Raw genomic sequence first — 22,284 nt, forward strand, 5'->3', positions numbered from 1 at the left:
GTTTTTAATGATAAATAGAAAATGATGATGATATTTTTATTTTATTCTTCTCCATTTGTTTTGTTGTAACCTTTTGATTATTTGTATTTATTTTATTTTTATCCGATATTGATTATTATCATCTTGATAATGAATCTCATTTTTATTACCGTAGCACAGCACATTACTCTTATTATTCGCTGTCTGGATTACGCTATCAAAGAATAGCGCGCAGCGCTTTTTCTCTAATGATGAAACAGGGCACTTAATTTTATTATGCCTCATGCTGTTTTCTTATTCCCATGACTATCGGGAAGGGGCTGACCTACGCCAAAATCTGGTGAGGCGCAGAGGCGAGTATTTTATCCCATTGTTTTTTCAATTGGGGAAGGCGTTATGCCCGACAGCAACAGAAAACAGGGCATATTCTATGAAATACACGTCTCACTTCCCGCTGGGGATCGTCATTCCTTTGCTCGCCTGTAGCGTGCCGCTGCAGGCGGCGGAGAACGTGACCGAACAATCGACGCCTGAAGAGAGCGCCGGCACTGCCGAAAACCACGAGGAGACGATGGTCATAACCGCCGCCAGGCAGAATCTGCAGGCGCCGGGCGTGTCGACCATTACCGCAGAGGAGATTCGCAAACATCCCCCCGCCCGCGATGTATCGGAGTTAATTCGTACGCAACCTGGGGTAAACCTGACCGGCAACTCCACCAGTGGTCAACGCGGCAACAACCGGCAAATTGATATCCGTGGTATGGGGCCCGAGAATACGCTGGTGCTGGTCGATGGTAAACCAGTGACCAGCCGTAACTCGGTGCGGTATGGCTGGCGCGGCGATCGTGACTCCCGCGGCGATACCAGTTGGGTACCAGCGGAGATGATCGATCATATCGATGTGATCCGCGGCCCGGCGGCGGCGCGCTATGGTAATGGCGCGATGGGCGGGGTCGTCAACATCGTGACCAAACCGACCACGCCTGAATGGCACGGGTCGTGGAATACCTATATGAATGCTCCGCAGCACCGTAAAGAAGGGTCGACGAAGCGTACCAACTTTAGCCTCAATGGTCCGCTGTCGGACAGTGTCAGCTTCAATCTCTGGGGTAATCTGAGTAAAACCCAGGCCGATGCTCAGGACATTAACGCCGGGCATGAAGCTGAACGTACCGGTTCCTACGCCGGTTCTTATCCCGCCGGACGTGAAGGGGTGGTGAACAAAGATATTCACAGTAAGCTGCGCTGGGAGTTCGCCCCGATGCAGGCCCTGGAGTTTGAGGCCGGCTACAGCCGCCAGGGCAACCTCTATGCCGGCGACACGCAAAACACCAATACCAGTACGCTGGTGAAGAGTATGTACGGGAAAGAGACCAACCGTCTCTACCGGCAAACTTATGGCGTGACATGGACCGGCGGCTGGGATAATGGCGTGACCAGCAACAGCTATGCCCAGTACGAACACACCCGTAACTCGCGAATGAATGAAGGGCTGGCGGGCGGTACGGAAGGGATCTTCTCCAGTAGCGAGTTTTCAGATATCGATCTGGCCGATGTCCTGCTACATAGCGAAGTGAATATTCCGTTTACGCTGGGGGTCGATCAGAATCTGACGCTGGGCACCGAATGGAATCAGCAGCGGATGAAAGATGGCGTATCGACAACCCAGGCGCTCTCATACGGGACTATCGACGGTGTGTCGGCTACCGGTCGTAGCCCGTACTCCAGCGCCGAGATCTTCTCGCTGTTTACCGAAGATAACATGGCGCTAACGGACAGTACCATGCTGACACCCGCTCTGCGCTTCGATCACCACAGCATCGTCGGCAATAACTGGAGCCCCTCACTGAACCTCTCCCAGGCGTTGACGGATGACTGGACGCTGAAGCTGGGCATTGCCCGCGCTTACAAGGCACCTAACCTCTACCAGTTGAACCCGAACTATATTCTCTACAGCAACGGCCAGGGCTGTTACGCCAGTAGTTCCGCCTGCTATCTGATGGGGAATAGCGACCTGAAAGCGGAGACCAGCGTTAATAAAGAGATTGGTCTTGAGTACAAGCATGATGGCTATCAGGCGGGAATCACCTGGTTCCGTAACGACTATCACAACAAGATTGAGTCAGGGTACGCGGCGGTGGGCACCGCCAGCAACGGCACCACCAATATCTATCAGTGGGAAAACGTACCAAAGGCGTTAGTGGAAGGCCTGGAAGGAACGCTGAATCTTCCGGTGGGGGAGACGGTTAACTGGAGCAATAACCTGACATGGATGCTGCAGAGCAAGAATAAGACGACAGGCGACCGGCTGTCAGTGATCCCGCAGTTTACCCTGAACTCGACTTTGAGCTGGCAGGTCCGTGAAGATCTCTCTCTGCAGAGCACCTTTACCTGGTATGGCCGACAGAAACCAAAACGCTTTAATTATAAGGGCGAGGCGGTCAGCGGCAGCGAATTAAACGAAGTCAGCCCATACAGTATTGTCGGTCTCAGTGCGACCTGGGATGTGAACAAAAACCTGAGCTTCACCAGCGGGATAGATAACCTGTTTGATATCCGTCACTACCGGGCAGGGAATGCGCAAACGACCGGCAACGCGACGACGGGGGCTTATCTGTATGGCGCGGGTGCGGAGACCTATAACGAGTCGGGGCGGACCTTCTTTATGAGCGTTAATACTCATTTCTGATGATCCTGATGAGGAGTAAACCGGGTGCAGCGCGACCCGGTTTTTTTATTTCAGATGAGAGCTGAGGAGGCGGTTATAAATCGTGACAAAATCTTCACGCCCTCTACATTATTAGCTCAAAATATCCTTTTATACTGATTTCCGTCGCGCAAGGTCGTTGATCCCGACCGGGTTCGATAATAGCATCCTGCTATTTCCCTTCTGTAATATCCCCTGTCCCCCTTCCATTCCCAACCGCAGCGATGCGGAGGAGGGGGACCTCCTTATTTTTGCCGCGTGACCTGATAGCGATACTGAGTGGGTGTGAGCGCATGATATTTTTTGAAGGTACGATTAAACGCACTGAGATCGTCATAACCGACCATCATACAAATATCGACGATTCGGTAACCTGGCGTCGTCAGCAATAAACGGCAACACAGCGACATGCGCTGCTGGCGGATATATTCCATTGGCGAACGATCAAAATAATGGCGGAAGAGTCGAAATAAATGCCAGGGGGAATAACCAGAGATATCGCTCAGGTCGTCGACGGTCAGTTTCTTATCCAGATTATTATCGATCCACAGGAGCAGGTCGTTTAATACCGATTGCTGGAGCGTTTTGCTACGCATGATTGCGGCTAATCCCATAACGAATGGCTCCTCAGCGAGGAGCCTTGGGGTTTATTGAACAGTGAGTTCGCCGTGGCGAACCTGATAATTTTTTTGATTATCAGGGCCAATATAGTCGCTGACGGGTTTTGCCAGCTGCAGATGATCAAACGCGGTTGATTGCTCTGCATGATAATTTTCGCTGTCATTCACGTCGCCGTGCCCGTTATAACGGGCAATGGCCGGAAAGGGGTACGCCGGGCGAGTCGCGATAACGGCTGGGGCGGCGTCAGCGTAAGGCTGACTGACTTTCTGCACGCCATGAAACTGCGTTTGGGCATCTGGTTTTTCTGTCATCGGCGGCAGGCTGGTGGCGGCTGGCGCCCGTTTTCCGGCCATGATCTCTTGCGGCGCGATGCCTTCCTCGGTCCAGCGCATCAGCGGGGTAAGGAGATCAATTTGATCGTAACCTTCGCCATTACCGCAATGGGCTACCCCAGGCAGCAGGAATAACCGCAGGAAGGTATCCGTTGCGGCATGGCCCATCTCTGCTTCTACGCCGCGGTAATAGGCGATAGAAAAGGCTGGGCTGACGGAGTCATCGGCCAGACCGTGCCACAGGATAAGCTTGCCGCCGCGCTGTTGATAGGCATGAAGATTGGTATTTGCCGCGTTATAGAGCGGTGCCAGTTGAGCGACGGCGTCAAAATTCTGCTGGTTCAGTGGGAAATCCCGCATCGATTGGATCTTCTGTTTTCCTCCCGGCAGGAGCACGGATTGCAGAGCCGGCAGTACCATCATTTCCGACATCGAGTGGCCGGTCGGCGTCTCGGGCACCGGCCAGCGTAGCTCGGAGCCCAGCGGCAGACCGCCAGCGACAAACTGGGCGCCGTGGCGGTCGTAAGCGCCGCGGTAGAGCTTTTTCACCACCTCGATCTCTTCCTGCGTCAGGCAGGTAGAACGGTCCTGAGCATCGGCAGGACAGCGGGGGAGCCATGACTCAGCGAACTGACAGGCATACGGATTTTGCAGGATACCATCCTGCACGCCGGAAAGCGTCGGGCAGTGAGCCAGCACGGCCTGGTGAATCAGAGGAAGGCGATCTTTCAGCAGGATAGCGGTACCGTCCGGACGCTGATTGGCGGCCACATTCCAGCCGTGGAAGAAGGAATTCTGAAACTGGAAAAAGGCCGCAGGCGCGCCAGCGCTGATACCGTCAAAATCTTGCGGAAAGCGCTGTGCTTCCATCAATGCTTCGCGACCGCCGTCCGAGCAGCCCATAAAGTACGCGTACTTTGGTTGCTGGCGGTAAAGCGTCTGAATCACCGCTTTGGTCAGCACGGCGGTCAGGTGGTTGGCGCGCCAGGCAAAATCGATGCGCTTTTGCGGATCCTCGGCCCATGAAGCATCCATCATACTGCCATGGTGCCCCATATCGGTTGCTGCCACCACAAACTCGCCGTTCATTGCCGGCAGGCAGCCGCTGGCATTCGACAGACTCAGGTTAATACTCCCGCACAGTCCGCCGCAGCCGACCTGCAAGAAACGTTGACTCCAGCGTTGGGTCGGCAGGGCAATCTCCACGCCAATCTGGGGGGCGATAGTGGCGCTCACCTTGCACCAGCTTCCCTGCGCGGAGGTCTGCATTTCAGTGTGGTTGATAGTGACCTTTGCGCCAACGGCGGCGCTGAAGTCGGTCGCGCTCAGCGCATCGCATGTTAGCGCGGGGAGAACCATCGGCAGACTGGCGGCAGCCTGCGTGGGTGAAGCGAACGATAACCCAAAGAGGGTGCAGAGGATGACGGGTAAGATCGTCTTGAGTAAGCGTGTCATACGCAGTTCCCTGTTGCTAATGATGGGAGGCGGCAGGATGGCGAAGCCTATGCCTCACCTTCCCTGGCGAGGCGCCACTGCTTGGCTATTGTAGATAACGATAGACTTTCCTTGATGCCTTGATAAGGCGACCCTACTGTATTCTGCTATTTTGAGGAAAATATGGAGATGTTCGTTAACGGCATCTGGCGGTGTATACGGGGTAGAATGTTGTGATATCAGTTGCATAATTTATTCAATTTCTCTTCATTATATCTGCTGGGTTTCAGGATATTTTCCTCCCTGTTCCTGGTGATCCCAGAGAGCATCATTCCTAACGAGAATTTTCCCCCTTTCCATTAACAAGAAAGGGGGCTTTTTTAATAAAAACGTTCAGGTAAATCTAAATATAGCTCTGGTGTTGGCCATTAGAACCACGGCGTTCAGGAAAAGTTCCATCATTAAATATATTTTTAAAGATGATTTAACATCCTTTTTTTCTCCATTTTGTCGCCATAATTGCATGTAATTCTGCGCCTCGCTCAGGTTATTTTCTGTCGCATATTTTAGAGATGCATCCTGAACAAATAAGCTCAACGCCAGCAGAACACTGCTATTGCTCATTATCTCGTAGACGACACATTCATGTTAAAAAAGACTCATATCATCAGCGGATTATTGATCGCCCCTTTAACGTTATATGCCGCAACATCATATCAAGTTGATGATATCCGTTTTGAAGGGCTGCAGCGCGTGACCGTCGGGGCGGCGCTATTAAGTATGCCGTTGCACGCAGGAGATGCGGTGACGCCAGAAGATGTCAGCGAGGCAGTGCGGGCACTGTATGCGAGCGGCAACTTCGAGAATGTGCAGATCCTGCGCGATGGGAAAACGCTGGTGGTGCAGGTTAAGGAACGGCCCACTATTGCCAGCGTCAGTTTTTCCGGCAATAAGTCAGTGAAGGATGATGCGCTAAAGGAAAATCTCACCGCGTCCGGTATTTCTGCAGGTAGCGCACTGGACAGAAATTCGCTTAGCGAAATAGAAAAAGGGTTACAGGATTTCTATTACAGTGCGGGGAAATACAGTGCGCAGGTTCACGCGGTGGTGACCCCGTTACCGCGTAATCGCGTTGACTTAACGTTCGTCTTTCAGGAAGGCATCTCGGCGAAAATCGCACAAATAAACATTATCGGTAATCAGGCGTTTCGGGAAGAGACGCTCCTGGACCAGCTTCAGCTACGCGATAATGTGCCGTGGTGGAACGTGGTAGCCGATAAAAAATACCAGAAGCAGAAGCTGGAAGCCGATCTGGAAACGCTGCGCAGTTTTTATCTCGATCGCGGCTATGCGCGCTTTGCTATCGAGTCCACGCAGGTCAGTATGACGCCAGATAAAAAATCCCTGTATATCACTATCGCCCTCAATGAAGGCGAACGTTATCGGGTCGACCGAACTCAGGTGACAGGCGACCTGGCGCAGCATGGACCGGAGATCGAGGCCCTTGCCCAGCCGCTGGCGGGAGCATGGTATAGCGGGGCGCAAGTCACCACGGTTGAAAATGAGATCAAAAAGCGTTTCGGTAAGTATGGTTATGCCTGGCCGCAGGTGACGACCACGCCGGAAATCGATGATGCGCATCACCGCGTGACGCTGCATATTCAGGTCAACGCAGGCCGCCGCTACTCGGTACACCAGATCCGCTTTTCCGGTAACGACACCTCCCGGGACGCGGTGCTGCGTCGTGAAATGCGCCAAATGGAAGGGGCGTGGCTCAACAACGAAAAAGTCGAACAAGGGAAAGTACGTCTTGACCGAACGGGTTTTTTTGAGAACGTTGAACAGCAGATCGTTCCGGTCAGTGGGACGGCAGATCAGGTCGATGTGGTCTACAAGGTGAAGGAGCGCAACACCGGCTCATTTAACGTGGGCCTGGGATTTGGTACGGACAGCGGCGTGAGCTATCAGCTTGGCGTGACTCAGGATAACTGGCTGGGAACGGGTAATAGCGTTAGCTTCAACGGGACGCGCAACAGCTACCAGTCTTATCTTGAACTGGGGGCGACGAACCCGTGGTTTACCGTCGATGGCATCAGCCTGGGCGGAAAGATTTTTTATAACAGCTATGATGCTTCCGATGCGGATGCCGGGAGCTATAACCAGCAGAGCTATGGCTTAGGCAGTACGCTGGGGTTTCCTATTAGCGAAAATAACTCCCTGAACCTGGGACTGGATTATGTTCATAATCGCCTGACCAATATGGATCCGGAGCTGACGACCTGGCGCTACCTCAGCTCCCGGGGAATCGAGCCCAGCGTGGTGACGAAAGATGGCGACAGCGGTGCGAAATATAGCGCCAACGATTATTTTGTGAGTCTTGGATGGGGATATAACGATCTCGATCGCGGCTTCTTCCCGCGTGCGGGAAACAAGAGCAGTCTTAGCGGTAAAGTGACCCTCCCCGGTTCGGATAATAGCTACTACAAGCTCTCATTTGACACCGCCCAGTATCTGCCGCTGAGCGAGAATAAGCGCTGGGTCTGGATGGAACGTTTGCGTGCAGGCTATGCCGGTGGGTTAGACGGCAAAAGTGTACCGTTCTACGATAACTTTTACGCCGGCGGCTCGTCGTCAGTGCGCGGCTTCTCTTCTAACACCATTGGGCCTAAAGCGGCCTATTACCGCTGCAATGGTAGCGAAAGCAGCTATAGCGCCTGCCCGCTGGACGCCTCATCTGATGCGGTCGGCGGGAATGCCATGGCGGTGCTGAACAGCGAATTTATCATTCCAACCCCCTTTGTGAATGATAAGTACGCCGATAGCTTGCGAACCTCGCTGTTTGTTGATGCCGGGACGGTCTGGAGCACATCCTGGCAGAACACCGCGCAGACGCTGGCGGCAGGGATCCCTGATTACGGCGATCCGGGTCATATTCGTCTCTCCGCGGGGATTGCCGTGCAGTGGATGTCTCCCCTCGGTCCACTGGTCTTCTCCTGGGCAGAGCCGTTTAAAAAGTATGATGGCGATAAAGCAGAACAGTTTCAGTTTAATATTGGCAAAACCTGGTAAAAACGCAGGCAGGTCCAACGGGCCTGCCTGCCGTGTGGATCAGGGTTGCACCACTTTCCAGATGGTATATTTCTCTTCTCCCGGTTTAACCGCCTGAGCGAAGTGTTGGTTTAAATGGCTGGCGGTGAACATTACCGCGCCATCCGGGCCGATAGTCGGCGTATCGGGCCAGTACACGCGGTCGTCAGCGGCCAGCAGGGTGAACCGCCCGCTCTGCGGGCGATAACGGACAATACCGTTATGGGTCACATCGGTGATATAGAGTGCGCCATGCTTATCGACCACGATCCCATCGCTATTCCCGCCGACCTCACCCGCGGTACGGATGGCCGCGGCGAGCTGGCGTTCGTTCATCGCGGGATCGCGCAGCGCGGCGGTGGCGATGGTCCGCGCCGTGGTACCGGTGGTGACCGTCCAGTAGAGGGTTTCCTGGTCCGGTGACAGCGCAATACCATTGATACCAAGCATAATGGGGTTGCCCGGCCAGACCGTTTCCCCATGTGAAACCACCTGCAGGCTGGCAACCGGCATCAGCGCCGGGTGCTGGTTCAGTACCCGGCGGACCGTCCCGCGGTTAGCATCCACGACGATCAGTCCGGCCTGATTGTCCGGCGCGCTGCGCAGGCCGCTGTCGGCGATATATGCCACCCGGCGCGCCTCATCGACCACAATATCGTTGAGGAAGCTTCCTTCCCGGTCGGCGACGCTGTCGAGCGGAATGCGCTGCACCAGATGACCGTCGCTGAGCGCATAGATCATGATTTTTTGCGCCCCCGGCGGCGCCGTCTTTTCCCCTGCGACAAAGCCCTGATCTAACGCCCATAGCCAGCCGTTGCGGTTATCGACGTAAAAGCCCAGCACATTGCGCAGGTGCGTGCGGGGATCGGCGCTGATGCTGTTGGCCGCGGTGGACGGAAAGGCGGTGAGTCGTGCCGGGCCGCTCAGGGACTTGGTATCGAGCAGGCTGAGCGTGGCGGGCGCCTGGGTCGAAATCAGACGTGGGGTGCTAACAAATGCCCGACCGGCGGCGTCAAAGTGCAATCCTGCGATGGGCGCATTGACGGAATGCGCATCGACGCGCTGCTGCCAGGTGACCCCGGTATAACTGCGCCATAGCGCCAGATGGGCAGGGGCGTCAGGCCCGGCCGCCAGTGCGGTCTGCCCCAGGGACAGCAGGCCGAGAACGAAGAGTGAAAAACGATGCATCATGGTCTCCAGAAAGCAGTAAAAAAGAGGGGCAGATGGCCCGGTTAAGCCTCGGTAAACGATTTTATTAAATCCCTTCGGGAAGATAAGATGCCTGGAATGACAATCATTTGTTCTCTGGAGAACCAAATGGCCCGGCGGTTTGATTATCTTGCGGATGTAGAAGTCTTTCTGGCGGTGGCCGAGCGCGGGTCGTTTACCGCCGGCGCGGTGGCGCTGTCGTCGACGCCGTCGGTGTTAAGCCGGGCCGTCACCCGTCTTGAAACGCGTCTGGGGTGCCAGCTGCTGCGCCGCTCCACCCGGCGGATCAGCCTGACCGAGGCCGGAAGCGCCTATCTGAGTCAGGTCCGCCAGGCGTTTGAGGTGCTGGATAATGCCGAACGGGAGACGCAGGGGCAAAAAGGGGCGTTATCCGGGCGCGTTAAATTGAGCGCCCCCACCACCTGGGGACACTATCGTTTGCCCGCCCGGCTGGCGTTGTACCGTCAGTTGCACCCCGACGTACAGATTGAGCTGAATATTACCAACCGTAATGTCGATATTATCGCTGAGGGCTTCGATCTGGTGGTGCGCCAGGGACATTTACCCGACAGCGGCCTGGTGGCAAAAAAGCTGGAAGATGCGGCGCTATGTCTGGTGGCCTCGCCGGCCTATTTACGCTCGACAGCGAGACCGCTGAGTAAAATAGCCGATTTGCGCCATCATTCATGCCTGACATTTATTATGCCGGCAACGGGAAAAGTCGCCGAATGGGTATTTCGTGAGGATGGCCGGGATATCAGCTGGCTGCCGACGTCATCTCTGCATGTCTCCGATGATGTGCTCGGGGTGGTCTCGCTGGCCCTGCAGGGGGCGGGGATCTGTCAGAGCTATGCGTTTATTGTGCAGGAGGCGATCGCGCGCGGGGAGCTGGTTCCTGTTCTTCCGGCGTTCGCCGGACGTTCACGGCCTTTCTCGGTGCTTTACCCGCCGCATAAAAGCCAGTCAGCCGCTGCCCGGGCATTAATTACTCTGCTGACCATGCCTGCCGAGGCGCTGGCGACGCTGTGCGCGACATTACCTGATGCCTATGGCTGAGGGCTCATCCACAAGGACTAAGACGTTTTGTCAATTATGTTTATATTATCTTATTTTTTATTATATTTTCTTTTCTGTGGTTAATTTATTTCTTTTTTTATAGAGGTTAACCATTAATCTCTTGATGAAAAATTAAGGTTACCGATAATGGGTTATGTTGTTAGGAATTGTCTTAAGTCACATAATTGTCAAGTGTTCTTGCAGTTTATAATAATGGATGCTATCACTATATAAGGTAATAATTTGTAGCATCTTTTATAAGGAAGGAATATGAAATGGACTATTCTTAATACTCTCATCTGCCCGCAATCCGGCATCGCCTTTTCGGCAATATCCAGCCTGCGTTTCTTAAAATTTATTATGTGGTACGAGGCCGATGTGATACTGCTGCCCGGCGAGTCGATGAAGCTCTATTCCTCGAGAGTTTTAATTAATGACCAGTATCATTCATTAAAAATCTACAATATTGCGGTGTATGACGAGGCGCAGTGGGAGAAATTACGCGAACGGCCATCATGCCCGTATCAGGCTGGCGGCAAGCAGTCTGACTCCTGTTTTTTCCAGTCCTTTTGCGCAATTAAGCGCTGCCCGAATAATATTCCCCGCGGTGAACCCTGGCGTTAGCCCGAGAAAGCCGCCGGTCGGCTACCGGCGGCGCGATGTTATTTGACCAGCAGGGCGGCCATTCGCGGCTGGACGCTTGCACAGCCGGCGAGGACGAGGTTGCCTTGCCGCAGCCCTTCATTGGCGAGAAAGGCATTGCACGTTCCCCCCGCCTCCTCAATCAACAGCATACCCGCCAGCGCGTCCCAGCTGTTCATATGCGCTTCATAATAGCCATGGATCTGACCGGCAGCGACATGCGCCAGCATCAGGGCGCCCGCGCCAAAACGGCGATACTCCAGTCCGGCGTCGAGCAGCGTGTCGATGGCCCGGGCATAGTCGCTGGCCGGGGCGCGGCTGGAGCGCCCCATGCCGATCACCACCGCGTCGGGATCCGGCTCGCGCAGCGTCAGGCGACGACCGTTGAGAAACGCCCCTTCGCCGCGGCCGGCGAAGAAAAACTCATCGCGATCGGGAGCGTAGATGATGCCGAGCGAGAGTTCGCCCTGGCACACTCTCGCCAGTGAGATACACCAGTAATCCATGCCAAGGATAAAGTTGGTGGTGCCATCCACGGGGTCAAGCACCCAGACGGTGTGCTCATCGCCTTCGAAACCGCTCTCTTCACCGAGGAAACCCTCCTGCGGAAAGTGCGCCTTCAGCCACCCTTTAATCTCCTGTTCTACCGCGAGATCCGCTTGCGACACAAAGTCCTGGCGCGATTTTTTATCGACCTGCAATCCCGCATCGCGCAGCGCCTGGGCGTGGGCGCCTGCCTGGCGAATCAAGGCGCATAATGACTCTCGTTGTGCTTCCGTCATGGTCCTGCTCTCAGATAACAAAGGGCGACGTGCGCCGGTGAATTAACGTCACCTCCACCCAGGTGGTGCGTGAAGGTTGTAAAGGGTCGACGGTGCGCTCCTGCAGCCGGGCGAGCGCCTGGCGGGAGATCGCCGCCACATCCTGATGTAGCGTGGTGAGCTGGTAGCTATATTGCGCGGTCGGCGGCGTGTTATCAAAACCAATTAGCTGGTAATCCTCAGGCGCCTGTTTGCCGCGCTGGCGCATTCCATCGAGAAAGCCGCAGGCAATCTGGGCGTTAGCGCAGAAGATCCCCTCCAGCGCCTCGTCGGCGAGCGCCGCGGCCTGAAACCCGCCCGTATAGCCCTCTTCCGGGCAGGCGAGGATCGCCAGATTGCGTTCGACGTCCACTCCGCGCGCCTGCAGTGCCCGGCTGAATGCTTCCCCACGCATGCGCCCGGCCCAGGTGGAAGGTGAGTGGTTGAGCCAGCCAAACCGCCGGCAGCCGCTGCGCAGCAACTGGTCGGCCGCCAGTTCGGCTCCCGCGACGTTGTCAGAGCAGACGTAATCCACCCCGGGGATCGTCGGCTGGCGGTTTATGCCCACTACCGGGATATGCTGCTGGACGCACTCATTCACCAACGCCTCCGGCGGCTGGCCGGAGGTGACGATAACGCCTGAGACGCGAAACTGCGTGAAACGGCGCAGGGTGTGCGCCAGGTCCTGCTCGCTGTGGATCTCGCTCACCAGCGCCTGAAAGCCCTGGCGCTGGATCTCGTTGAGCAGGGCATCAAGCAGGGCGCTGCGAAAAGGATCGCTGATGCGTGAGACGATCACGCCGATTAAGTGGCTGCGCTGGCGATTGAGCCCCTGGGCAAGGAAGTTAACCTGGTACCCCAGCTCTTCGGCGGCGCGCAGCACCCGCGCCCGGGCGTCGGGAGAGATGCTGCCGTTGCGGCTCAGCGCGCGTGACACCACCGCCCGGGAGACGCCGGCCAGTCTGGCCACATCCTGGGCGGTGACGCTGGGTTTACGTGGGCTCATAGGGCATGCGCCTCATCGGCGAATGCGGGACGCGGCAGCGTAAAGTGGTCCCCATCCTGCGACACAAATAATCCCTGCCACGGCTGACAGGCCTGCTTCAGCGCCGGCAGGGCGGCGTCCTCGCAGTGATAGAGCCCCAGCGCCGGGAGCTGCAGCGTTCTGAACAGCATCAGGCAGGAGGGGAAATCGCCATGAGAGGCATCGTCGTCAAGGGCCGCCACTGAGGCACACTCCTGAAACGCCAGCCCGGCGCCGGCCATCAGGGCTATCGAGTCGGCGGTCGGCCGGCCATCGCCGCTGTAAAACAGCGTCTGCCCGGCAATGGTGATGCGGATGGCGCGATTACTCAGCTCATGCTGGGTGGCAGCGGTGCGGATCTGCCAGTCCTGCCACGTCCAGGCTTCACGGCATTCCTGCCAGTCGATGGTGAAACCAGGGTCCGCCTGAGGCCAGTTCGCCAGCGCGGCCAACTGCATGAGCACCGGCTGCTGCGCTGGCTGGCAGTAGATAATCAGCGGCTTCTGGCGGGCGTTACTTTTCCAGTAATTCAGCAGCGCCGTCAGACCGGTGCAGTGATCCGGATGGACGTGGGTGAAGTAGATCGCGTCAATATCATTGACCCCGCCGCCGCGCTGCCAGAGTGCGCGGGGAACGGTGGGGCCGCAGTCGATTAACCACTGTTTGTTGTCCGCATCGATCACCCGCAGCGCGGAGGTATTTTGCGTGCAGGAAAAGGCGCTCCCGCAGCCAAGCACATCTATTTTCATTGACCCTCGCCAAAATTTTTTGCCGCTTAATTAAATTGTCATAAATACCCGACAAAGTAGGCTCACATCATGTCGAGTTAACGTTGCATTTTTTTTACAGCCAAATGAACACGTGTTCACCTTGCTAAAAAAAATGCCGCAGCAGCGCTTTCAGGTAGCGAATATGAGTTATTTACAGATCACCGGCCTTAAAATTAGTTATGGCGATAACGTGGTTTTACATAATATCGATCTGGCGGTCGAGCAAGGGGAAATGATTGCCCTGCTGGGCCCATCGGGATGCGGAAAAACCACGCTGCTGAACGCGCTCTGCGGCTTTATTCCGGTGCAAAGCGGCGAGATGACTATTGCCAGTCGAACGATCACCCATCTTGCGCCGGAGCAGCGCAATATCACCATGGTGTTTCAAAGCTACGCCCTGTGGCCGCACCTGACGGTAGCGCGCAATATCGGCTATGGCCTGAAGCTGCGCAAGTGGCGCGGGGCGGATATCGCGCGGCGGGTGGCAGAGCTGCTGCGAATAGTCAATCTCGAAGGGCTTGGCGAGGTGAAAGTGACTGAACTGTCGGGTGGCCAGCGGCAGCGGGTGGCGCTGGCGAGAGCCCTGGCCATAGAGCCCCAGGTGCTGGTGCTGGATGAGCCGTTATCTAATCTGGATGCCAAAGTGCGCCTGAATGTGCGCCATGAAATTAAATCTCTGCAAAAGAGATTGGGTTTCACGTCATTAATTGTCACCCACGATCAGCAGGAAGCCTTAGTGATGGCGGACCGCATTGCGGTATTAAATCAGGGGCGTATTGAACAAACTGGCACCCCGGAGCAAATATATCAACATCCCGCGACGCCCTTCGTCGCTGATTTTATGGGCGCCGATAATAAAATAACCTCCGGTGAATTATCCGCTGCCGCAATATCCGGTTTATCCGCCGCTCAGCAGGGTGAAAAAGTTATTTATTTTCGCAGCGCCGATGCCGCGCTCGGTGAATTAACGCAGCCTGCGCCGCAGGAGGGACTTGCTCTGGAGGGCGTGGTGGAGCAAAGCGCGTTTCTGGGCAATCTGTATCGCCACAGCGTGCGCTGCCATGACCGCCTGCTACTGGCCGATGCCGCGCAATGCTGGCCGACGAAAAGCCGCGTCCGACTCCATGTGCCAACGCCGGCTCTGCATATTTTTCCTTTACCACTATCACAGTGATATCAGCGTGTTCATTCTGGGGACAATCCATGTTGACTAAGACGAAAGCAGCGATCGTAACGACCCTCTTCCTGAGCGTTGGCGCACAGGCCGACACCATTCTTAACGTCGCCACCGCGGGCGATCAGAATATGGTGGATTATGTAAAAACCTGGCTGGGGCCAAAATTTGAAGCCGCTCATCCCGGCGTCAAGGTGCGGGTGATCGGTACCGGCCCCGGCGACGCCGGGTCGAATAAAATCAGCGAGAAGCTGGCGGCCCAGCAGGAGAGCGGCGCGCAGCAGTGGGATATCGACGTCGCGGTGGTGCACCAGAAGGCGGGCGGTGAGCAGGTGGAAAAGGGATTACTGCAAAAATACCGTCAGGATATTCAGACCGGCGGCATGGTGAGTTCGCCGAGCGCCACTCAGGCGCTGGGCGTTAACGTCGACGGATACGTCATGCCGATGTTCTTAAGCCAGACCGCTATCGCCTGGAACAGCGATCTGGTCAGTACCCCACCGGCGTCGTATGACGAGCTGGTGGCCTGGACGCAGAAACATCCGCAGGCTTTTGGCTATAACGGCATCAAAAACGGCATGTCCGGCGTCAGCTTTGTGGTGGGCTGGATCTACGCCTACGGGACCGACGCCCAGCGTCTCTCCGCCGGGCCCTATGATAAAAGCGTCGAAAAAGGCTGGCAGCAGGCCTATGAGAAGCTGAAGGCGTTCAATAAAAACGTGACTTTCACTCCGGGCAACGCCGGGACGCTCGACATGCTGAGCCGGGGGGAAATCGCCATGGGCCCGGTGTGGGTCGATATGTTCTATAGCTGGAAAGATCAGGGCAAGCTGCCGCCCTCGATCAAGCTTGCTTTACTGGCGCCGGGTATGCCGGGTCAGCCGATGTATTACGTCATCCCGGCGAAGGCGGCGAATCCGCAGCTGGCGCGCGACTTTATCGCGCTGGCCACCAGTCCGGAAGTGCAAGCGCAGGGGATCGTTAAGCAGTTTAACTGGTATCCGGGCATCGACGCCGGGCAGGTGAAGCCGAAGCTGGATACGGCGACCTGGCAAAAGCTGTTTGCCGAAATCTCGCCGGAAGCGCTGGCAAAGTATGGCAAAAGCTTCCCGATCGCTCCCTATTTTGACGACATCAAAGAGGGTTACGAAAGCCAGGTGGCCAACTAACGCCTTCTCCCGCCCGGGTTGTCGGCCCGGGCGCTTTCTTGTGCTGACGTCAGGTGCATTATGTCCAGTTCATTAAAATATCTGCTGCTGGTTGCTCCGGCGGCGCTGATGATCGCGATCCTGTTTTTGTATCCGCTGGGGTTTTCGCTGGTCTCGGCGTTTACCGCGCCGGGACAGCCGTTCACACTCGATCACTTCCGCAAGGTCTATGCGCTTTACGCCAGTGATGTGCTCTTTTCGCTGATTATCGTACTGGTCTCAGTGGCGCTGTTAGCGCTGATCGCCATTACCCTGTCGGCAGTGATTGCGCTGTCACCGTGCCGACCCGTTGTTCGTCTGCTGGGTTTTTTGTATCGCTTACCGTTGTTTATTCCGTTTATTGTCGTCGCCCAGATGATGCGCACTTTTCTCGCCAAAAATGGCCTGATGAACAATGCGCTGGTGGCGGCCGACCTGGTCACGCCGCTGGAGACGCTCTCCTGGCTAGGATGGAAAGGGATAGTGATCACCTTTGTCTGGAAGCAACTGGCCTTTGCCACACTGCTGATCTGCGGGGCGATGGCGGCGCTGGAGTCGTCGCAGATCCTTGCTGCACGTAACCTTGGCGCCTCCCGGCCGCGGATCCTGTTCGATATCATGCTGCCGCAGGTCCTGCCGACCATCGGCGTGGCGCTGGTGCTGTCGACGGTGACCATGATGTCGGTGCTGTCGGTACCGTTGATGATCGGCGTAGGGACGCCGACGATGCTGACGGTGGATATGGCGTTTCGCGTGAATTCCTATGGCGATTACGCGGTGGCGAATGCGCTTGGCGTAGTGTCGCTGGCGATCTGCGGCGCGCTGTCGTGGTTTTACCTGCGCCACAGCCTGCAGCAAAAAGGAGGGGAATCATGAAAGCGCTGACCCTCGCCTCATCCCCGACATGGTGGGTAAAAGGGCGCCGTAAAGTGCGCGCCAGCCTGGCGCTGCAGACCCTGCTGCTGCTGTTTATGCTGCTGGCGATGTTTGGCCCGCTGCTGAACCTGTTGATCTGGACCGTAGCGGAAAGCTGGTATTTTCCCCATTCGCTGCCCAGTCAGTGGGGGCTGAAGTACTGGTATCAGGTTTTCAACCCATACAGCGATGTGTCCGGTTCGCTGTTAACCAGCGTGTTGATCGCCCTGTTGTCGGTGGGGGTCTGTTTGCTGATTTCCGTACCCGCCGGCTATGCACTTTCCCGGCGGAAAATGCCGCTGCGGGTGCTGTTTATGCTGCTGTTTCTCATCCCGCAGGCCTTTCCCAACCTGACGGTATACATGAATGTTGCCCGATTGTTTTATCAGTGGGGATTGAACGGCAGTATCGCGGGGGTGGTGCTGGTGCATAGCGTCCACGGCCTGATGTATTCGGTGTGGATCTGTGTGGCAGCCTTCTCATCCATCGACCCGCTGCTGGCGCGGGCGTCGCGTAACCTTGGCGCCGGACCGGTGTATACCTTCTGGCACATTGTGCTGCCGCAGGCGGCGCCGGGGATCGTTGCCGCCAGCATCTTCGTTTTTCTGGAATCGCTGGATGAATTTACCGGCACCTTCTTTGTCGGCGCGCCGGATATCACCACGCTGCCGCTACTGCTCTATAACGCCAGCATGTCGGGTAACTATCAGGTCTCGTCGATTACGGCGCTGATTTTGCTGGTGCCATCGCTGCTCTTTATGGTGGTGATCCATAAATTTATGCGTCCGGAGATGATGGCGAAACTGGGGAAATAAGGACGGTAGAAAACAAAAAAGCTTCCCGGTGGGAAGCTTTTTAACATCAGGTCATCATCATTGGCCATTCTGGCGGGGTCTGACTCATGACCTCAATCATCACATCTTTGATGTTGCCCCAGATTTTGGCGATATCGATCAGGGTGATGCCCAGCAAACCGGTGGCGAACCAGCAGGCGGCGACAAGGCCGAGGCAGCTGCAGATCACCGCCAGACCGGCATAATCACTTTTCCGTAGCTGGATATTCAACGAGCTGGCGAGAAACATCAGTACCGCGCTCACCAGGGGCCAGCGCAACAAAACGACACTGGTAGTAATGGCCATTAACCTATCCTCAAAGAAAGTCGGGGAGCCATAGATGACCTGGCGCGACTGACGATGGCATAGCGCTCTGGTCTCGACTGGCAAACTAGAGAGTGATGAAACGTCATTTCTGTTTCATCAACTTGTGTGAACTATATCACACTTGGCGCTTTATTCACCAGTCAAAAAATGAGCTTTCGCTGCGCTTAATAAGCCTGATATTTATGTGGATATAGGTGAGCGATGGTCATTAGTTATTTTCATTCTGCGGCTAATGATTATTATTCTGCGGGTTTTATTACCTGTTCTTGTTTATTACACGGAGAAACCGAGTCAGATGCACGTCTATTCTTAATCTGACGAGAATATCTTTCGAATACCTGATAAATAAGTATTATTCAACACTACCCGCTGGAATGATGGCGCCTGTGAAGGGCCTGCCACTTACTGCGGGTGTCTATCGCAGTCGCGATTGCTAACGTGTTCGGGCTACCTTAATTAAGGCATATCGCATGGATGAAAGCGTAAATGGGTGACAGTGCGCCGCATAAGGCGCTCAGACTCGTCGGGATCGGTGTCGTTATTTTATTGCCGGTGGTGTTGGCATTGTGGTTTGCCCAGCTGCGGGCCAAAGCCGAAACTATTGATCAATTACACTCATTTTCGCAGCTGGCGCTGCAAAAAACGGAAATGGTTATCCGCGAAGCGGAACAGGCTCGGGCGAAAGCTAGCCAGTATCGCGGGGAACTGTGCTCAGCGGAGCACCAGCGTTATTTACTGCATATTGTTCGCGGTCTGCTGTATGTGGAAGATATGATCTACGCTCAGGGCCAGCGCTTTATCTGTTCAACGTCTGTCCATCCCGCGACCGGCTGGCGGATGCCGGCGGCGAATTATACTAAAAAGCCGGATGTGGCGATTTACTACTACCGGGATACGCCGTTTTACCCGGGCTTTGCCATGAATTATATGCAGAAGGGACCCTATGTGGTGGTGGTCAACCCCTACTCGTTCAGCTCGGTGATTGCCAGCGATCGCGATTTAGCCTATGGCGTTTTCGATACCAAAACTCACCTCTTTTTCTCGCTGAGTGATAATGTCGAACCCGCGGAACTCCAGGCGTTAATTCGCGAAGGCGATGCTTTTTTTAATCAGAATGGCCGGGTATATACGATAGCCCGCTCCGCTATCCGCCCGATCGCCGTGATCATGTCGACCTCGCGGGCCAGCTACTACCACAACTTCTGTAACCAGGCCAGCCTGACCCTGCCGCTGGGGCTGATTTGCAGTATTTTACTGATGCTGGTGTGGACACGAACCCGTCGGCAGTATCATTCGCCGCGCAATATGCTGCAACGAGCCCTCAGCTGCCGCCAGCTGCGGCTGCACTACCAGCCGATTATTGATATTAAAAATAACCGCTGCGTTGGGGCGGAAGCGCTACTGCGCTGGCCGGGATTTGACGGCCCGGTGATGAATCCGGCGGAGTTTATTCCGCTGGCGGAAAATGAAGGCATGATTGCCCAGATCACGGACTACGTGGTGGACGAGCTGTTTTATGAAATGGGTGAGTTTCTTGCCAGCCATCCACAGCTGTATGTGGCGATCAATCTCTCTGCGTCCGATTTCCACTCGGCGCGGCTTATTTCCCAGATCAGCGAGAAAGCGCACAGCTATGCGGTCTGCATCGGGCAGATCAAAATCGAAGTGACCGAACGCGGGTTTATCGACGTGGCGAAAACGACGCCGGTGATCCAGGCGTTCCGCGAAGCAGGCTATGAGATTGCGATCGATGATTTCGGTACCGGCTACTCGAATCTGCATAATCTGCACGCGCTGAACGTCGATATCCTCAAAATCGATAAAACCTTCGTTGATACGCTAACCACCAACAACACCAGCCATCTGATCGCTGAGCACATCATCGAGATGGCGCGCGGGCTGCGTTTAAAAACTATCGCGGAAGGGGTGGAGACCCCGGAGCAGGTCAGCTGGCTCTACAAGCGCGGCGTGCAATTTTGTCAGGGTTGGCTGTTTGCGAAAGCCATGCCGGCGCGGGAGTTTATGCAGTGGTTAGCGAATGCTCCCACGCCGATAAGCAGGCCTCAGCCGCCGCGTCACGCGGAGATCTGATGGCGGTAGTCGCTGGGAGTGCGGTCGAACTCGCGGCGGAACACCCGGGAGAAGGTTTGCTGCGAGACGTAGCCCAGATCCATCGCGATATCAAAGATAGGTCGCTGAGTGGTTCGCAACGCTTCCGCCGCCAGCAGCAGGCGGCGCTGACGAATATAATCACCCAGCGTCTGATGCATTACGGTACGGAACATCCGCTGCAGATACCATTTCGAGTATCCTGACTTTCTGGCGACTATATCAATGTTAAGTGGTTGATCGATATGTTCATCAATCCATTCAATCAGTGTTTGAATAATATCCTGATGGGACATAAAGCGGCCTCTCTCAATTCTCGATTCGTCGTTTTGTCTGCGGGCGAGTATAATTCCTCAAGTTAACTTGAGGTAAAGCGCTTTATGGAAAAGAAATCACCCCGCATCAAAATGCTGCTGACGCCCGGGGAAGTGGCAAAACGAACCGGCGTGGCGGTCTCGGCCCTTCATTTTTATGAGAGTAAGGGTTTGATCCACAGCCAGCGGAATGCCGGCAACCAGCGGCGTTACCGGCGCGATGTCCTGCGCGCGGTGGCGATAATCAAAATTGCGCAACGCATCGGCATCCCGCTGGCGACCATCGGCGACGCGTTTGGCGTACTGCCGGAAGGGCACAATCTCAGCGCAAAAGAGTGGAAGATGCTGTCATCGCAGTGGCGTGAGGAGCTGGACCGGCGTATTCATACCCTGACGGCGTTGCGCGACCAGCTCGACGGCTGCATCGGTTGCGGCTGTTTATCACGGCGCGACTGCCCGCTGCGCAACCCAGGCGATAAGCTGGGGGAAGAGGGGACTGGCGCCCGGCTGCTGGAAGAGGAGTAATAAAACTAAAGCGCCACAACTGGGCGCTTTAGTTGTTTTCCGGTCTTTGTCTTTCGCATTATCTCGCTGGTTCACGAGAGGGTTTCCCCCGACATCGACGTCCCTCAGTATTGCGCAATCTGTTGATGGAGGTTCCGGTTTGCGTCGACACTTTAACTATGGCATCTGCCGCCATTTTTTCCTCACTATTTTGCCGAAATTTTCCCGGCAATGAGCGCCAGTTCCTATAGTTAATTCGAACAAACCACGGGAGAGGCCCATGCTGACAGTACACCATCTTAATCAATCACGATCGCAACGCGTACTGTGGGCACTGGAAGAGCTGCAGCTGCCTTATCAGATAGTCCGCTATCAGCGGGAAAGGTCGATGCTGGCGCCGGCGGCGCTGAAGAAAGTCCATCCGTTGGGGAAATCGCCGGTGCTGGAAGACAACGGCTATGTGCTGGCGGAGTCTGGGGCCATTCTCGAGTATTTGCAGGAGACCTGGGACAGCGGCGGGCTGCTGAAGCCGCAGGCGATAGAGGACAAACTGCAATACCGCTTCTGGCTGCACTATGCCGAAGGCTCGCTGATGCCGCTGCTGTTAATGAAGCTGGTGTTCGCCAGCCTGGGTAAACCCCCTGTGCCCTTTGGCGTCCGCTCGCTGGGCGCCCTGCTGGGCAAGGGCATTCAAAAAGCGTGGCTGGATCCCCAGCTGGCCACCCATGCGCGGTTTATTGACGACCATCTTGCCACGCGGCCATGGTTTGCCGGCGAGCGTCTGAGTATGGCCGATATTCAGATGAGCTTCCCGGTGATGGCGCTGTTGGCGCGCGGTGGCGTGCATGACCTTGTCCATATCGAGGCCTGGCGACAGCGGGTGGAGCAGCGTCCGGCCTGGCAGCGGGCCATCGAGCGCGGTGGCCCCTTCACTTTACCCGGCGCCTGAGGTATCAGCGGATCCGATGACGCTGATAAATGAAAGCAACTCACTAAAAATTTGTTAGCGGATTGCGCATAGACGATAACGTTTGCGCATCGTCTGGTTATTTTCTGCTCGTCATAAGCGAAATTTAGCGAAATACGATAAACATCGGTTGAAAAGGGTTATCTAAAGGCCGGATAATCGTTTGCCTTTCTGTTTTGCTCCCTCTTTTTTCTGCTATCCAGGGGGAGGAGATAAGGTTGACACACCGTAGTGTATGCGCGGAGTTAAACGTTTGCTTTTTTGCAGCCCCCCTGGCGCTGCGATTCGGTAC

20 protein-coding genes are annotated in these 22,284 nt (G+C 55.6%); 11 read left to right on the forward strand and 9 right to left on the reverse strand.

Annotated elements, in window-relative coordinates:
- Positions 1 to 409 precede the first annotated feature (409 nt).
- Entirely contained in the window at positions 410 to 2,668 is a 2,259-nt protein-coding gene (locus CWM53_RS27525; RefSeq protein WP_074387351.1) for a TonB-dependent siderophore receptor, read from the forward strand.
- A 263-nt stretch (positions 2,669 to 2,931) separates the two neighbouring features.
- On the opposite strand, the gene CWM53_RS27530 is transcribed toward CWM53_RS27525, so the two are convergent.
- From CWM53_RS27530 to CWM53_RS27540, 3 genes are all read right to left on the reverse strand, one after another.
- On the reverse strand, positions 2,932 to 3,300 hold the full coding sequence (locus CWM53_RS27530) for a helix-turn-helix transcriptional regulator (RefSeq protein WP_025713528.1): 369 nt from the start codon (positions 3,298 to 3,300) through the stop codon (positions 2,932 to 2,934).
- A 33-nt stretch (positions 3,301 to 3,333) separates the two neighbouring features.
- Entirely contained in the window at positions 3,334 to 5,094 is a 1,761-nt protein-coding gene (locus CWM53_RS27535) for a tannase/feruloyl esterase family alpha/beta hydrolase (protein ID WP_100730091.1), read from the reverse strand.
- Positions 5,095 to 5,466: 372 nt separating this feature from the next.
- Entirely contained in the window at positions 5,467 to 5,697 is a 231-nt protein-coding gene (locus CWM53_RS27540) for a potassium:proton antiporter (RefSeq protein WP_100631202.1), read from the reverse strand.
- Between the two features lie 21 nt (positions 5,698 to 5,718).
- Between CWM53_RS27540 and bamA the strand changes: the two genes are divergently transcribed.
- Positions 5,719 to 8,142, forward strand: a complete 2,424-nt coding sequence (gene bamA / locus CWM53_RS27545; RefSeq protein ID WP_100730092.1) for an outer membrane protein assembly factor BamA — start codon at positions 5,719 to 5,721, stop codon at positions 8,140 to 8,142.
- Positions 8,143 to 8,181: 39 nt separating this feature from the next.
- Here the strand turns inward: bamA and CWM53_RS27550 are convergent, their stop codons facing one another.
- Positions 8,182 to 9,348, reverse strand: a complete 1,167-nt coding sequence (locus CWM53_RS27550) for an SMP-30/gluconolactonase/LRE family protein (RefSeq protein WP_100676117.1) — start codon at positions 9,346 to 9,348, stop codon at positions 8,182 to 8,184.
- A gap of 129 nt (positions 9,349 to 9,477) precedes the next feature.
- Here CWM53_RS27550 and CWM53_RS27555 point away from each other — a divergent pair, with 129 nt between their 5' ends.
- Both CWM53_RS27555 and iraM read left to right on the forward strand, forming a co-directional pair.
- The gene (locus CWM53_RS27555; protein WP_008807284.1) at positions 9,478 to 10,425 is read left to right on the forward strand and encodes a LysR family transcriptional regulator; all 948 of its coding nucleotides are present in this window, start codon (positions 9,478 to 9,480) and stop codon (positions 10,423 to 10,425) included.
- A 270-nt stretch (positions 10,426 to 10,695) separates the two neighbouring features.
- On the forward strand, positions 10,696 to 11,049 hold the full coding sequence (iraM, locus tag CWM53_RS27560; RefSeq protein WP_074387346.1) for an anti-adapter protein IraM: 354 nt from the start codon (positions 10,696 to 10,698) through the stop codon (positions 11,047 to 11,049).
- 38 nt (positions 11,050 to 11,087) lie between these two features.
- Here iraM and CWM53_RS27565 read toward each other — a convergent pair whose 3' ends face one another.
- The 3 genes from CWM53_RS27565 to CWM53_RS27575 are packed head-to-tail and all read right to left on the reverse strand — an operon-like array spanning position 11,088 to position 13,640.
- Positions 11,088 to 11,849, reverse strand: coding sequence for an inositol monophosphatase family protein (locus CWM53_RS27565; protein ID WP_074387345.1), 762 nt, complete (start codon positions 11,847 to 11,849; stop codon positions 11,088 to 11,090).
- A gap of 10 nt (positions 11,850 to 11,859) precedes the next feature.
- The gene (locus CWM53_RS27570) at positions 11,860 to 12,873 is read right to left on the reverse strand and encodes a LacI family DNA-binding transcriptional regulator (RefSeq protein WP_074387344.1); all 1,014 of its coding nucleotides are present in this window, start codon (positions 12,871 to 12,873) and stop codon (positions 11,860 to 11,862) included.
- Positions 12,870 to 13,640, reverse strand: coding sequence for an MBL fold metallo-hydrolase (locus tag CWM53_RS27575; RefSeq protein ID WP_074387343.1), 771 nt, complete (start codon positions 13,638 to 13,640; stop codon positions 12,870 to 12,872). The genes CWM53_RS27570 and CWM53_RS27575 overlap by 4 nt, the downstream gene beginning before the upstream one ends.
- 163 nt (positions 13,641 to 13,803) lie before the next feature.
- Here CWM53_RS27575 and CWM53_RS27580 point away from each other — a divergent pair, with 163 nt between their 5' ends.
- Genes CWM53_RS27580 through CWM53_RS27595 form a run of 4 tightly spaced genes read left to right on the forward strand, consistent with a single transcriptional unit; the run spans position 13,804 to position 17,752 of the window.
- Complete coding sequence (locus CWM53_RS27580) at positions 13,804 to 14,835, forward strand: ABC transporter ATP-binding protein (RefSeq protein WP_074387380.1); 1,032 nt, start codon at positions 13,804 to 13,806, stop codon at positions 14,833 to 14,835.
- 29 nt (positions 14,836 to 14,864) lie between these two features.
- On the forward strand, positions 14,865 to 16,004 hold the full coding sequence (locus CWM53_RS27585; RefSeq protein WP_074387342.1) for an extracellular solute-binding protein: 1,140 nt from the start codon (positions 14,865 to 14,867) through the stop codon (positions 16,002 to 16,004).
- A 60-nt stretch (positions 16,005 to 16,064) separates the two neighbouring features.
- On the forward strand, positions 16,065 to 16,898 hold the full coding sequence (locus CWM53_RS27590; RefSeq protein ID WP_008807277.1) for an ABC transporter permease: 834 nt from the start codon (positions 16,065 to 16,067) through the stop codon (positions 16,896 to 16,898).
- Positions 16,895 to 17,752, forward strand: coding sequence for an ABC transporter permease (locus CWM53_RS27595; protein ID WP_074387340.1), 858 nt, complete (start codon positions 16,895 to 16,897; stop codon positions 17,750 to 17,752). The genes CWM53_RS27590 and CWM53_RS27595 overlap by 4 nt, the downstream gene beginning before the upstream one ends.
- Before the next feature lie 46 nt (positions 17,753 to 17,798).
- On the opposite strand, the gene CWM53_RS27600 is transcribed toward CWM53_RS27595, so the two are convergent.
- Positions 17,799 to 18,077, reverse strand: coding sequence for a YjcB family protein (locus tag CWM53_RS27600; protein ID WP_061156107.1), 279 nt, complete (start codon positions 18,075 to 18,077; stop codon positions 17,799 to 17,801).
- Positions 18,078 to 18,584: 507 nt separating this feature from the next.
- Between CWM53_RS27600 and CWM53_RS27605 the strand changes: the two genes are divergently transcribed.
- A complete protein-coding gene (locus CWM53_RS27605; RefSeq protein ID WP_100676119.1) occupies positions 18,585 to 20,189 on the forward strand; it encodes an EAL domain-containing protein in 1,605 nt (534 codons plus the stop codon).
- On the opposite strand, the gene soxS is transcribed toward CWM53_RS27605, so the two are convergent.
- Positions 20,174 to 20,503 (reverse strand): superoxide response transcriptional regulator SoxS, encoded by a 330-nt coding sequence (gene soxS, locus CWM53_RS27610; protein WP_004151738.1) that lies wholly within the window; start codon positions 20,501 to 20,503, stop codon positions 20,174 to 20,176. The genes CWM53_RS27605 and soxS overlap by 16 nt on opposite strands.
- An 84-nt stretch (positions 20,504 to 20,587) precedes the next feature.
- Here soxS and soxR point away from each other — a divergent pair, with 84 nt between their 5' ends.
- Together soxR and CWM53_RS27625 are read left to right on the forward strand one after the other, a co-directional pair.
- Complete coding sequence (soxR, locus tag CWM53_RS27615; protein WP_004206331.1) at positions 20,588 to 21,046, forward strand: redox-sensitive transcriptional activator SoxR; 459 nt, start codon at positions 20,588 to 20,590, stop codon at positions 21,044 to 21,046.
- Positions 21,047 to 21,305: 259 nt separating this feature from the next.
- Positions 21,306 to 21,974 (forward strand): glutathione S-transferase family protein, encoded by a 669-nt coding sequence (locus CWM53_RS27625; RefSeq protein WP_100676120.1) that lies wholly within the window; start codon positions 21,306 to 21,308, stop codon positions 21,972 to 21,974.
- Positions 21,975 to 22,284: the final 310 nt, after the last annotated feature.

Source organism: Klebsiella sp. A-Nf5, from assembly GCF_002810545.1.
Taxonomy (GTDB): Bacteria; Pseudomonadota; Gammaproteobacteria; order Enterobacterales; family Enterobacteriaceae; genus Klebsiella; species Klebsiella variicola.